Here is a 14,100-nt window from a genome sequence, read left to right as displayed (position 1 = left end):
CCAGTTTATGTATGTTTAAATGCATCCATCAATACAGATCAGGAGGCAATCATGGGCCTATTAGTAGACGGACAGTGGCAAGATAAATGGTATGACACCAAAAAGAGTGGTGGGAAATTTGAACGTCAGGCATCACAATTTCGTGATTCTATATCTAATGAAGACGGCGCAAAATTCAAAGCAGAGTCTGGTCGCTATCATCTATACGTTTCATTGGCGTGCCCTTGGGCTCACAGAACCCTTATCTTTCGAGTGCTAAAGGGGCTTGAAGAACATATTGATGTTTCTGTAGTGCATCCTGAGATGTTGGGCAAAGGATGGGAGTTTGGTGAATATCCAGGGGCAACAGGCGACAAGTTGTTTGGTAAAAACTACGCCCATGAACTTTACACGAAAGTAAAACCAGATATTACATCGCGAGTTACGGTTCCCATTTTGTGGGATACTCACACCAACAGCATTGTAAACAATGAATCGGCTGAAATTATTCGCATATTCAATAGTGCGTTTAATGAGTTAACCGGAAACACAGACGATTATTACCCTGAGGCGCTTCGTAAAGACATCGACGATATAAACGATTTGGTTTATCACGGTATCAACAATGGCGTGTATAAATCTGGCTTTGCCACTACACAAGAAGCGTACGAAGAAGCGGTAGGTGCGTTGTTTAATGCGTTAGACACAGTAGAAGCACGTTTAGCGAAACAACGTTATTTGGTAGGTGACGGTTCAAGCAGCCAAATTACAGAAGCAGATTGGCGGTTGTTCACAACGTTAATTCGCTTTGATGCCGTTTATCATGGTCATTTCAAATGTAACGTAAAGCAAATAGCTGATTACCCGAATATTTATGGCTACATGAAAGAGTTGTATCAAATGCCTGGGATAGCCGAGACGGTTAACTTTGACCATATAAAACGTCACTATTACTACAGTCATACTATGATTAACCCAACACAGGTTATTCCAGTTGGTCCATCACAAGACTTGCTTGCACCGCATGGTCGCGACAAGCAGTATTGATAATGAGTACTACTATGTTGGCTTCAAACCAAGATTCAAACAAACGCGTTGAAAAAGTAGTTAGCGGAATCGCAACTAGCGATGGCGCAGGCGTATCGCTAACCCGCATTATTGGTCAACCTGATTTACCGCGGTTAGATCCATTTTTAATGTTGGACTTCTTTGGCTCTGATAACCCAGGTGAGTATATCGCTGGTTTTCCTGCGCACCCTCACCGAGGTTTCCAAACGGTTACCTATATGCTTGCTGGTAAAATGCGACATAAGGATTCAGTAGGTAATGAAGGCGTTATCGAGGCAGGCGGGATACAGTGGATGAATGCCGGAAAAGGCATTATTCATGAAGAAATGCCCGAACAAGAAGAAGGTCTATTACAAGGTTTTCAGTTATGGGTAAATTTACCCGCGTCTGAGAAAATGTCCTCGCCTAATTATCAAGATATAAGGCCCGATGAGGTTCCCGAGGTTAGTTTGCCTAATGCCACTGTGAAGGTGTTAGCGGGGAGCCTGCAAGGAACAAGAGGCCCAGTAAAAACAGCCGCAGTATCACCTTCTTTCTATGACGTAACGCTAAAGCAGGGCGAGACGGAAATTCAGCTGGAAGAGGGCAGTAGCGGATTTGTTTATGTTTACGAAGGGCAATGCAACACCAAAGCCAATAGTGACGAAAACGGGAGTAGTAGCGACTCGAATACAACGCTTAAAAGCGGTGAGCTAGGCGTGCTTTCGAATGCCGGCAATAGAATTGTTTTAAGCACAGACACGCAATGTAAGTGTATTGTTGTTACTGGGCAGCCTATTAATGAGCCTGTTGTACAATATGGTCCTTTCGTGATGAATACACAGCAAGAGATAATTAAAGCGTTTAATGACTACCAAAGTGGAACTTTAGCGTAACAACTCACTATTCTGAGGGTTTTTGGCAAGTTGAAGTTTGTAATTAGGTTATAAGATTTATCATCACAAGAAAACGCTTGGTAACAAGCGTTTTTTTACCTTTCTATTAGTAATTCACTCCTCCAAATGATTTAATACTTCGCCAAAAGTGGCGCGCAGCCCAAGAATTCAAATTTCCAAACTCAAATAAGAGCAATGTTAGGGATTAAATATAGAAATGGCGATTGAAATTACGTGCTTTAAAGCGTACGACATACGTGGTGAATTAAACAAACAACTTACTGAGACCGTGGCATACCGCATTGGCTTTGCTTTCGCCAAAGAGTTAAATGCAAAAACGGTAGTCGTTGGTAGTGATGTACGATTAACATCAACACCATTGAAGCTGGCACTAAGCGCGGGTTTAGTTGACGCCGGTGCACGCGTATTTGATATTGGCTCAGCGGGTACAGAAGAAATTTATTTCGCCACCAAACACCTAGAGGTTGATGGGGGCATTGAGGTTACAGCAAGCCATAACCCAATAAACTACAACGGAATGAAGCTAGTTAAAGCCGGGTCTGTACCTATCAGCGGTGATACTGGTCTAAATGCGATTAAAGCGACGGCAGAACAGCTTGACGATGCAGCTATAAATGAGCGTATTGCTTTTTACACGAATAATTGTGAAATAAGCGACGATGCATTCTTCAATGGGAAAGCTCATGTGAGCGTTGACAAGCTTGTAGAAAGCGGGCAGTTTGAAGTTATTTCATGTATGGACGCCTATGTTGAGCACATGCTTTCTTACGTTAACGTAGACAATTTTACGCCGCTAAAAGTTGTTGTTAACGCTGGTAACGGTGCCGCTGGTCCGGCACTTGATGCAATTGAAAGAGCTATGCTTGATAAAGGTGTGCCCATTGAGTTTATAAAAGTACACCATGAAGCGGATGGTACGTTTCCTAACGGTATTCCAAACCCTTTACTTCCTGAAAATCGCGACGACACTGCAAACGCGGTAAAACAATCCAATGCCGACTTTGGTATTGCGTGGGACGGCGATTTCGATCGTTGTTTCTTGTTTGACGCAGAAGGACAATTCATTGAAGGCTATTACATAGTAGGCCTATTAGCTTCAGCGTTTATCGAGAAGAATACTGACAGCAAGATAATTTACGACCCTCGTGTTTATTGGAATACGGAAGATATTGTAGCCAATGCGGGTGGTACACCAATCAAATCAAAAACAGGGCACGCGTTCATTAAAGAACGCATGCGAAAAGAAGATGCGGTTTATGGTGGTGAAATGAGTGCGCACCACTATTTCCGTGATTTTGCATACTGTGATTCAGGCATGATTCCATGGTTACTCGTGGCTGAACTGCTTTGTGTGAAAAAGCAAAGTCTTGCTAGCATGGTGAAAGAGCGCATTGAGGCGTTTCCTTCTTCAGGCGAAATAAACAGTAAGCTAAAAGATGCTGATGAAGCTCTAGCGCGTGTAACAAATAAATACAAACCAGAAGCTGATGTTGTTGATACCACTGATGGCTTAGGCCTAGAGTTTGGAACATGGCGCTTTAATTTACGTAAATCAAACACCGAGCCGGTTATTCGTTTGAACGTGGAGAGCAAGGGTGACATTGCGCTAATGGAAGAAAAAACCGCTGAGTTACTTGCGCTTATTCGTGCAGAGTAGAAAGTTTTAATTAACGTTAAAAAAGGCGTGCATTTAATGCACGCCTTTTTTGTTTTAGGCAAGTAATTTCTGGGTTTAAAGGTGGTTACTGAATTATCTATTATGTTACGCGTAACTTTTCGGTGTAGAGTTACGAGCACTGATACACGCTAAGCTAGCAAGTAAATCATCCACGCATGACAAAGTACCACAACGGTGGTTAGCCCCATTCGCATACTGATATAGCTTACCACTTGGTCTTTTGGCATACTTAGCGTGAACTTGTCGTACACTAGTAACGCAACATAACTAAGTGACAAAACGCCGAGCACCTTTATATCGTTTGCAAAAACTAAACACAACCACCCCACAATGGTGGGCAACATGGCGATGTACATTTGTTTGCCATATCGCTGATTGCTTACTGAGTCCCACCAGTGAATACCGCCAAAAAAAGACAACAATACGGCAGAGTACTGAACGAAATAAGCGGTACTCTGCGTTATAGAAAACAGATTTAATTGATAGGCCAGCGGCATTGCTATGAAGGGAATTAAACCAGCAATACCTAAAAACAATGCAGAATAGGGCATTCACGTTCCTTTTATAAATATTTTCTGTGTACATAAAACAAAAATAGCGCCGTTAGGCGCTATTTTTACAATTAAAGTAAAAACTAAGTTCAGTATTACTTAATTGGGTTGTACTTACGCTGGCTGTGACCAGTGTATAGCTGACGAGGACGACCAATCTTTTGCTTAGGGTCGCTCATCATTTCATGCCAATGTGAAATCCAGCCTACTGTACGAGACAGTGCGAAGATACACGTGAACATGTTGGTAGGAATACCAATTGCCTTAAGTACGATACCTGAATAGAAGTCTACGTTCGGGAACAGTTTCTTCTCAGCGAAGTATGGGTCGCTTAATGCAATCTTTTCAAGTTCCATAGCTACTTCTAGCAGAGGATCTTTAACATTTAGCTCGCTTAGTACTTCGTGACAGCTTTCGCGCATAACTGTAGCACGTGGGTCGTGGTTCTTATAAACACGGTGACCGAAGCCCATAAGACGGAATGGGTCGCTCTTGTCTTTTGCACGTGCAATGAATTCTGGAATACGGTCAACCGTACCGATTTCTTCAAGCATGTTTAGACACGCTTCGTTTGCACCGCCGTGAGCAGGGCCCCATAGTGATGCTACACCCGCAGAAATACATGCATAAGGGTTAGCACCTGAAGAACCTGCAAGGCGTACAGTAGACGTTGATGCGTTCTGCTCGTGGTCTGCGTGAAGCGTAAAGATACGGTCCATAGCACGTTCAACAGCAGGGCTGATTTGATATTCTTCTGCAGGAACAGAGAACATCATGTTCAAGAAGTTAGCAGCATAGCTTAGGTCGTTACGTGGGTAAACGAACGGCTGACCGATGTTGTACTTGTAACACATAGCAACTAGCGTAGGCATCTTCGCAATTAGTCGATGTGCGCTACGGATACGTTGCTCTTCATTCGATACGTCTAGGTCGCTGTGGTAGAACGAAGACATCGCGCCAACTGTACCGCATAGCATTGCCATAGGGTGCGCGTCGTTGCGGAAACCATGGAAGAACATGTTAATTTGTTCGTGAACCATAGTATGACGAGTAATCGTCGCTTTAAATTCTTCGTACTGTTCTTTTGTCGGTGCATCACCGTGAAGAAGCATGTGACATACTTCTAAATAGTCAGCATCGCGTGCTAGTTCTTCGATAGGGAAGCCACGGTGTAACAGTACACCTTGAGCGCCGTCGATATAGGTGATTGCTGACTCGCAAGATCCTGTCGCCATAAAACCTGGGTCGTACGTGAAATAGCCGCTTTGGCCAAGCGTACGGACATCGATTACATCTTGTCCTTCGGTGCCAGACAAGATAGGAAGCTCGATTTCCTTACCGCCGGCTTTAAGAATGGCTTTCTGATCTGCCATATAATGCTCTCCTCAGAATGGTTCTGTTTGCGACGAAAACGGATGAAAATATCCGCTTCGTTGGGAAAAGTGGGCGTATTTGTACTTTATTATGCACTAACAAGTCAATTTAATTGCATATATGCACAATAAATATTCCGAATTGCTTAAAAAAATAATTAGCAATCAGATAACGAATAATTAACGCGTTGGAATTTCACTTTGCCCGATACCGTTCAATTATCAATGGCTTTTATCGAAAGGTAAACCACCGATCGTTAAATATTAGCAGCTGGGATTAAAAAGTGACCTTTAGATGTGGAATAAATACTCACTCAGATTAAAAGTCATTAATTTCTCTGTCGCTTACGTAGTTATTCCCCGTTGCTGCTGATAAACTTTAACTACTGTTGTTGCACTCGTTTAAACGCGTTGCACCCAATTTTGATCTCTTTTTACACGAAATAATTACAAGGTAGGACAATAAGCGACTAAAGTCTTACTACGGCACAAAAAATTGTAATTATATACTACGCTGGATATACTCAGCGGTGCTTTTGAAGCGGAATAATTATTCCGTTACAAGCATTAAAGAATAATTCACAAATTGTTAACAACTCAATGGATGAGGCAATTAACAGGTTAAAAAGCGAATTCACTTATTCAGGACATAATAAAGATAAGTAATTCATTATCCCCTACGGATTAAACAGGCATACATTGTGAAAAAGCAAAGACCAGTAAATTTAGAACTCAATACTATTAAATTTCCGCCCTCTGCTATTTCGTCAATTCTCCACCGTGTAACCGGTGTTGCAATGTTCTTCGCGCTACTATTTGTAATTTGGGCATGGGCAGTTTCTGTTCATTCACCTGAAGGTTTCGCGAACGTTCAAGCAATGATGGACGGTTTCTTTGGAAAATTTGTCGCAATTGGCACAGCTTCAGCGCTGACGTATCACATTCTAGGCGGCCTAAGACATGTTGTTATGGATTTAGGTCACTGGGAAGAATTAGAGTCGGGCAACACTAGTGCAAAAGCAGTAATCGCACTTTGGGTTGTACTGACCGTAGTATTGGGAGTTGCACTATGGTAACCAACCAAGCAAGCATTAAGCGTGACGGCGTACAAGACTACGTTTCACTTCGCGCAACAGCAGCAATTATTTTCGCGTACTCGGTTTTCATGGCGTGGTTTTTTATTACCACCGATAACATTACGTTTATCGAATGGCGAGGTTTGTTCTCTGGCCTAGCTATGAAAGTTTTCACATTGGCAGCTCTAGTAGCAGTGATGATCCACGTGCGTATCGGCCTATGGCAGGTACTTACAGACTATGTTAAAGCAACAGGTCTGCGCGCAGGACTACAATACATACTAAATATCATCGCTTTTGGCTACGTTGCTGTTGGCTTATTCGTTTTGTGGGGAGTGTAATATGAGTTTACCCGTTCACGAGTTTGATGCAGTAGTAATTGGAGCCGGCGGTGCAGGTATGCGCGCGGCACTTCAGATTTCACAGTCTGGTAAATCATGTGCACTGTTATCAAAAGTATTTCCAACCCGTTCTCACACCGTGTCTGCACAGGGTGGTATTACCGTAGCACTAGGTAATTCACATGAAGACAACTGGGAATGGCACATGTACGATACCGTTAAAGGTTCTGATTACATCGGTGACCAAGACGCTATCGAATACATGTGTAAAACTGGCCCAGAAGCGATTATCGAAATGGAAAACATGGGTTTACCATTCTCGCGCTTCGAAAATGGTAAAATTTACCAGCGTCCATTTGGTGGTCAGTCTAAAAACTTCGGCGGCGAGCAGGGCGCTCGTACGGCAGCAGCGGCTGACCGTACAGGTCACGCGCTTCTTCACCTCCTTTACCAACAAAACGTTAAGAACAAAACGAAAGTTTTCTCTGAGTGGTACGCACTAGATCTAGTGAAAAACCAAGACGGCGACGTTGTAGGTTGTACGGCAATCGACATCGAAACTGGTGAGGTGGTCTACTTCAAGTCACGTGCTGTTGTTCTTGCAACAGGTGGTGCAGGTCGAATCTACGCGTCTACCACAAACGCACACATCAACACTGGTGACGGTGTTGGTATGGCATTACGTGCAGGTGTTGCGGTTCAAGATATGGAAATGTGGCAGTTCCACCCTACGGGTATCGCTGGCGCAGGTACGTTGGTAACCGAAGGGTGTCGTGGTGAAGGTGGTTACCTTCTAAACAAAGACGGTGAACGCTTCATGGAACGTTATGCACCTAACGCAAAAGACCTTGCTGGTCGTGACGTTGTTGCACGTTCAATGATGACAGAAATCCGTGAAGGTCGTGGTTGTGAAGGCCCATGGGGTACTCACATCAAACTTAAGCTTGACCACCTTGGTAAAGACGTACTTGAGTCACGTCTACCTGGTATTCTTGAGCTGTCACGTACGTTCGCACACGTTGACCCTGTTAAAGAGCCAATTCCAGTAATTCCTACTTGTCACTACATGATGGGTGGTATTCCAACAAATGTAGACGGTCAGTGTCTAACTGTTGATGAAAACGGTAATGACAAGGTTGTTAACGGCCTATTTGCATGTGGTGAGATTGCCTGTGTATCTGTACACGGTGCAAACCGTCTAGGCGGTAACTCACTTCTTGACCTTGTTGTATTCGGTCGTGCTACTGGTCTACACCTTGGTAAAGCACTTTCTGAAATGGCACCAACACGCGACGCGTCTGAGTCTGACCTTGAAGCTTCAATGACGCGTTTCAACCGTTGGGAAAATTCAGAGAAAGGTAAGGGCGAAGACCCAGTACAAATTAAGAAAGACTTGCAGAAATGCATGCAGCTTAACTTCTCAGTATTCCGTGAAGGTGAAGCAATGGCGGAAGGTCTTAAAGAGCTTAGCGAAATTCGCGAGCGTCTTAAGCATGCACGCCTTGACGACAAGAGCGCAGACTTCAATACCCAGCGTATTGAGTGTCTAGAGCTTGATAACCTAATGGAAACCGCGTACAGCACAGCAGTAGCAGCGAACTTCAGAACAGAAAGCCGTGGCGCACACAGCCGCTTCGACTTCCCGGACCGTGATGATGACAACTGGTTATGCCACAGCATCTACGATCCGAACACTGATAAAATGCTTAAACGTGAAGTAAATATGGCGCCTAAGCTTAGGGAAGCATTCCCGCCTAAAGTGCGTTCATATTAAGAGAGGCAACGATCATGCAATTAACTTTTTCGATTTATCGTTACAACCCAGAAGTAGACGCGAAGCCTCGCATGCAAGACTACACTCTAGAAGTAGAGGAAGGTCAGGACATGATGGTGCTAGACGCGCTATTGGCACTTAAAGAGCAAGACCCGTCGCTATCTTTCCGTCGCTCTTGCCGTGAAGGTGTTTGTGGGTCAGACGGTGTAAACATGAACGGCAAAAACGGCCTAGCATGTATTACTCCGTTATCAGCCCTAGGCAAAGGTAAAATTGTTGTACGTCCACTTCCAGGTCTACCAGTAGTACGTGACCTGGTAGTAGACATGACTCAGTTCTACACTCAGTATGAGAAGATTAAGCCATTCTTAATCAATGACAGCAAACAGCCGCCAGCGCGTGAGCACCTTCAGTCGCCTGAAGAACGTGCTAAACTAGACGGTTTGTATGAGTGTATCCTTTGTGCTTGTTGTTCTACGTCTTGTCCATCTTTCTGGTGGAACCCAGACAAGTTCATCGGCCCAGCAGGTCTACTACACGCGTACCGTTTTTTAATTGATAGTCGTGATACTGCAACTGAAGAGCGTCTTAACGACCTTGATGATGCATTCAGCGTATTCCGCTGTCACGGAATTATGAACTGCGTAAGCGTGTGTCCTAAAGGTTTGAACCCGACTAAAGCAATCGGACAAATTAAGTCTATGCTTTTACAACGGGCTGTTTAGTACTATAGTCTGATAACTTTCTGAGTTATAGATGCGATACGCTAGATAGCCATCCCAAAAGGATGGCTATTTTTTTATATATTCGCTGTTATAACACTTGGTTATGCTGAGAATAACCTTATAATACATCTTGATTGTTAACTAGATTTTATAAAACGTAGCAAGGCAAATTAAATGCAAGAAAGCGTGATGAAAGCGTGGTGGGATTCCTCGCACATGGCAGGTGCCAACGCTGCCTATGTTGAAGAGTTGTATGAAACTTATTTAGAAGACCCGCAAAGTGTCTCTGAAAACTGGCGACAAATCTTCGATAACCTCCCCAAAGTCGATGGCGTAGAGTTAGAAACCAATCATACAGAAATTAAAAATCAGTTTAGGCAACTTGCTGCGTTAGGGCCTACAGCCCGCATGTCTAGTCCGTCTGTGCCCTCTGCAAATATTTCAGACGACAGGCAAGTCAAAGTTCTTCAATTAATCAACGCTTTCCGCTTTCGCGGGCATCAAAATGCCAACCTAGACCCATTGGGTTTGTGGAAGCAAGAGCGTGTACGCGATATTGAGCTGTCTCACCACTCTCTGTCAGAGCAAGACTTTGACAGCGTATTCAATGTGGGTTCCTATGCCATAGGCAAAGAAACAATGTCGCTAGGCGAACTATTCAAGTCGCTAAATCGCACATACTGTGGCTCTATCGGTGCTGAATATATGCATATCACCGATACTGACCAAAAGCGTTGGTTACAACAAAAAATCGAATCAGTGCAAGCAAAGCCTGAAATTTCTCGTGATGAGAAGTTAAGCATCCTTAAGGGTTTAACTGCTGCTGATGGCATGGAAAAATACTTGGGTTCTAAATTCCCAGGTGCAAAACGTTTCTCACTGGAAGGTGGTGATGCGTTAATTCCAATGCTTAAAGGTTTGATTACCAAAGCCGGAACCGCTGGCACGAAAGAAGTGGTTATCGGTATGGCCCACCGTGGTCGTTTGAATGTGTTAGTTAACGTTCTTGGTAAAAACCCATCAGTACTGTTTGATGAGTTCTCTGGTAAACACGACGATTCGCTAGGCGCGGGTGACGTGAAATACCACGCTGGTTTCTCTTCAGATTTTGCTACCCCGGGCGGCAATGTTCACTTGGCGCTTGCGTTTAACCCATCTCACTTAGAAATTGTAAATCCAGTGGTGATGGGCTCAGTTCGTGCGCGTCTGGCTCGACGCAATAACGACACTAATACTGTTCTACCAATTACTATTCACGGTGACTCTGCAATCGCAGGTCAGGGCGTTGTTCAAGAAACATTCAATATGTCACAGACTCGCGGCTTCGCCGTAGGTGGTACTGTACGTATTGTAGTTAACAACCAAGTTGGTTTTACAACATCTAAAACAGAAGATACGCGTTCGACGCAATACTGTACTGACATTGCAAAAATGGTTCAGGCGCCTATTTTCCACGTAAACTCGGACGATCCAGAAGCTGTTGCTTTCGTAACGCAGCTTGCGCTTGAGTACCGCAACAAGTTTAAGCGTGACGTGGTTATCGACCTAGTTTGTTACCGTCGTCACGGTCACAACGAAGCTGATGAGCCAAATGCGACTCAGCCGTTGATGTATCAAAAAATTAAAAAGCATCCAGTGCCACGCGCTATCTATGCTGATCAGCTTATTGCTGAAGGTGTAATAGAACAGCGCGATGCTGACCGCTACATTGAAGAATATCGTGCAGCACTAGACCACGGCGCATGCGTTGTGGAAGAGTGGCGTCCAATGACAGAGCACAGTGTAGACTGGTCTCCGTACCTTGGCCACGACTGGGATACGCCATATGATGGTTCGCTTTCAGTTGAAAAACTTAAAGCGCTAGGCGAGTCAATTACGACAATTCCAGAAGAGCACAAACTTCAATCGCGCGTTAACAAGCTTTATCAAGATCGTAAAGCAATGGTTGCAGGCGAGAAGCTACTCGATTGGGGTATGGCTGAAAATTTAGCGTATGCCACTATTGTTGATGCTGGCGAAGACATTCGTATTACTGGGCAAGACTCTGGCCGTGGTACTTTCTTCCACCGTCACGCTGTTTTGCATAACCAAAAAGATGCTTCTACTTATATGCCGCTTCAGCACATTCGCGAGGGGCAAGGCGAGATTGAGATTTACGACTCTGTGCTTTCAGAAGAAGCGGTTATGGCATTTGAATACGGTTTCGCAACGGCAGAGCCAACGTGCTTAACTATTTGGGAAGCCCAATTTGGTGACTTTGCAAACGGTGCACAAGTTGTTTTCGACCAGTTCTTAAGCTCAGGTGAAGCGAAGTGGGGCCGTCTGTGTGGTCTTACCGTTTTACTGCCACATGGTTATGAAGGTCAGGGACCAGAGCACAGTTCTGCACGCCTTGAGCGTTTCCTTCAAATGTGTGCTGATCACAACTGGCAAGTGTGTGTACCTTCTACACCTGCTCAGGTTTACAACATGCTTCGTCGCCAAGTTGTGCGTCCAATGCGTAAACCGCTTATCGTAATGTCACCTAAGTCATTGTTACGTCATCCGCTTGCTGTATCTTCAATGGAAGAGCTGGCAGAGGGTAAATTCCACAACGTAATCGGTGAAATTGACGATATCGAACCGAAGAACGTTAAACGCGTGGTGATGTGTTCAGGTAAGGTTTACTACGATTTGTTAGACCAACGCCGTAAAAATGAGCAAACAGACGTTGCAATCATTCGTTTAGAGCAACTTTATCCATTCCCACAAGAAGAATGCGCTAAAGTTGTGGCACAATACAGCCACGTAAAAGATTGGGTTTGGTGTCAGGAAGAGCCTCAAAACCAAGGCGCGTGGTACTGTAGCCAACACCACTTCTGGCAAGCAATTCCAGATGGTGCAAAATTAACATATGCGGGCCGTGATGCATCCTCGTCGCCTGCAGTAGGTTATGTTTCCGTTCACAACCAGCAACAGAAAGCCCTGGTTGAAGACGCACTCACAATTAAATAAGGAACAGTAATGACAATTGAGATAAAAGTTCCGGTTCTACCTGAGTCAGTTGCCGATGCCACCATTGCAACCTGGCACGTTAAAGCCGGTGACGCAGTTAAACGAGACCAGAACCTGGTTGATATCGAAACTGATAAAGTGGTTTTAGAAGTTGTGGCGCCAGCGGACGGTACAATGGGTGAAATCCTAAATGAAGAGGGTGCGACTGTTTTAGGCGAGCAAGTCATTGCTAAGTTAGAAGAGGGTAGCGCTGCTGCTCCTGCTGCGTCTGAATCTGACGAGTCAAAAGAAGAATCAAAAGCTTCTGCTCCGGCTGCATCAGGCAAAGCGTCTGACGTAAGAGTGCCTGTACTTCCAGAGTCGGTTGCTGACGCTACGATCGCTACGTGGCACGTTGCTGTTGGTGAAGCAGTATCTCGTGACCAGAACCTAGTAGACATTGAAACTGACAAAGTCGTTCTTGAAGTGGTTGCACCTGCAGATGGTTCACTTAGTGAAATCATTGCAGAAGAAGGCGCTACGGTTACTGCTGAAGAAGTTATTGCTAAGTTTGTTGAAGGCGCAGCGAGCGGTGCTTCTGCACCAGCGGCATCTGCAGAATCAGACGATAGTGAAGACAGCAGCGATGCATTAAGCCCGTCAGTTCGTCGTCTACTTGCTGAGAAAGGCGTAGATGCAGCAAAAGTGAAAGGCACAGGTAAAAATGGCCGCATCACTAAAGAAGACGTAGAGAAGTATCTTAAAGGCGGCGACAGCTCATCAAAAGCGGCGCCTGCTGCAGCTGAAGCACCAGTTGCAGATTTACCTACAGGTAATCGCACAGAAAAACGCGTTCCTATGACGCGTCTTCGTAAGACAATTGCGAACCGTCTTCTTGAAGCCAAAAACTCTACAGCAATGCTGACTACGTTCAACGAAGTAAACATGAAGCCAATCATGGACCTTCGCAAACAGTATCAAGAGAGCTTCGAAAAACGTCACGGCATTCGTTTAGGCTTTATGTCGTTCTACGTTAAAGCAGTTACAGAAGCACTTAAGCGCTTCCCAGAAGTTAACGCGTCAATCGACGGTGATGACATTGTTTATCACAATTACTTCGACGTATCGATTGCCGTTTCTACACCACGTGGCCTTGTAACGCCAGTACTTAAAGATACTGACACGCTTGGCATGGCAGGTGTTGAAAAAGGAATTAAGGAACTAGCACTTAAAGGTCGTGACGGTAAACTGTCACTGGCTGAACTACAAGGTGGTAACTTCACAATCACCAACGGTGGTGTGTTTGGTTCACTAATGTCTACACCAATCATTAACCCGCCGCAAAGCGCAATCTTGGGCATGCACAAAATCCAAGATCGCCCTATGGCAGTTAATGGCAAAGTAGAAATTCTACCAATGATGTACCTAGCGCTTTCTTATGATCACCGTATTATCGATGGTAAAGAATCAGTTGGGTTCTTGGTAACAGTTAAAGAGATGCTTGAAGATCCAACACGTCTACTACTAGACGTATAAGACTTTCGTCTCACTTAATTGTGGTTGGGCGCTTTGCTTGTGTTATCTTGCTCAGCGCCTAACGCAACGCTGATATTTACCCTATAATATCAGTCTTAATAATCAAGTCGCATTTGCGGCTTTTGTCTTA

At 44.5% G+C, this 14,100-nt stretch carries 11 protein-coding genes; 9 read left to right on the top strand and 2 right to left on the bottom strand.

From position 1 onward, the window contains the following. The first annotated feature begins 51 nt into the window (after positions 1–51). From ACGHAV_RS02220 to ACGHAV_RS02210, 3 genes are all read left to right on the top strand, one after another. Positions 52–1,026 carry a glutathione S-transferase family protein gene (locus tag ACGHAV_RS02220; RefSeq protein WP_390375808.1) on the top strand — a complete coding sequence of 325 codons (975 nt, stop codon included), beginning with the start codon at positions 52–54 and terminating at the stop codon, positions 1,024–1,026. A 2-nt stretch (positions 1,027–1,028) separates the two neighbouring features. Next, a complete protein-coding gene (locus tag ACGHAV_RS02215) occupies positions 1,029–1,922 on the top strand; it encodes a pirin family protein (protein WP_390375805.1) in 894 nt (297 codons plus the stop codon). 217 nt (positions 1,923–2,139) lie between these two features. Continuing rightward, positions 2,140–3,600 carry a phosphomannomutase CpsG gene (locus ACGHAV_RS02210; protein WP_390375802.1) on the top strand — a complete coding sequence of 487 codons (1,461 nt, stop codon included), beginning with the start codon at positions 2,140–2,142 and terminating at the stop codon, positions 3,598–3,600. 149 nt (positions 3,601–3,749) lie between these two features. Here ACGHAV_RS02210 and ACGHAV_RS02205 read toward each other — a convergent pair whose 3' ends face one another. Then, positions 3,750–4,172, bottom strand: coding sequence for a DUF3429 domain-containing protein (locus ACGHAV_RS02205; protein WP_390375799.1), 423 nt, complete (start codon positions 4,170–4,172; stop codon positions 3,750–3,752). Positions 4,173–4,267: 95 nt separating this feature from the next. After that, the gene (locus ACGHAV_RS02200) at positions 4,268–5,545 is read right to left on the bottom strand and encodes a citrate synthase (protein WP_334014264.1); all 1,278 of its coding nucleotides are present in this window, start codon (positions 5,543–5,545) and stop codon (positions 4,268–4,270) included. A 701-nt stretch (positions 5,546–6,246) separates the two neighbouring features. On the opposite strand from ACGHAV_RS02200, the gene sdhC reads away from it, so the two are divergent. The 6 genes from sdhC (at position 6,247) to odhB (ending at position 13,970) form a co-directional block, all read left to right on the top strand. Further along, entirely contained in the window at positions 6,247–6,621 is a 375-nt protein-coding gene (sdhC, locus tag ACGHAV_RS02195) for a succinate dehydrogenase, cytochrome b556 subunit (RefSeq protein WP_390375796.1), read from the top strand. Beyond that, positions 6,615–6,962 carry a succinate dehydrogenase, hydrophobic membrane anchor protein gene (gene sdhD, locus ACGHAV_RS02190; RefSeq protein WP_071814725.1) on the top strand — a complete coding sequence of 116 codons (348 nt, stop codon included), beginning with the start codon at positions 6,615–6,617 and terminating at the stop codon, positions 6,960–6,962. The genes sdhC and sdhD overlap by 7 nt, the downstream gene beginning before the upstream one ends. Position 6,963: 1 nt before the next feature. Next, positions 6,964–8,736, top strand: coding sequence for a succinate dehydrogenase flavoprotein subunit (gene sdhA, locus ACGHAV_RS02185; RefSeq protein ID WP_071814726.1), 1,773 nt, complete (start codon positions 6,964–6,966; stop codon positions 8,734–8,736). A 14-nt stretch (positions 8,737–8,750) separates the two neighbouring features. Then, positions 8,751–9,461, top strand: a complete 711-nt coding sequence (locus ACGHAV_RS02180) for a succinate dehydrogenase iron-sulfur subunit (RefSeq protein WP_156078342.1) — start codon at positions 8,751–8,753, stop codon at positions 9,459–9,461. A gap of 174 nt (positions 9,462–9,635) precedes the next feature. Then, positions 9,636–12,455 (top strand): 2-oxoglutarate dehydrogenase E1 component, encoded by a 2,820-nt coding sequence (gene sucA, locus ACGHAV_RS02175; RefSeq protein WP_390375791.1) that lies wholly within the window; start codon positions 9,636–9,638, stop codon positions 12,453–12,455. 9 nt (positions 12,456–12,464) lie between these two features. Continuing rightward, positions 12,465–13,970, top strand: coding sequence for a 2-oxoglutarate dehydrogenase complex dihydrolipoyllysine-residue succinyltransferase (gene odhB, locus ACGHAV_RS02170; RefSeq protein WP_390375788.1), 1,506 nt, complete (start codon positions 12,465–12,467; stop codon positions 13,968–13,970). The last annotated feature ends 130 nt before the right edge of the window (positions 13,971–14,100 follow it).

This window comes from Alteromonas sp. MTD1 (genome assembly GCF_042848195.1).
Classification (GTDB): domain Bacteria; phylum Pseudomonadota; class Gammaproteobacteria; order Enterobacterales; family Alteromonadaceae; genus Alteromonas.
The sequence above is the reverse complement of the archived record's forward strand: the minus strand, read 5'-3'. Positions and strand labels throughout refer to the sequence as shown.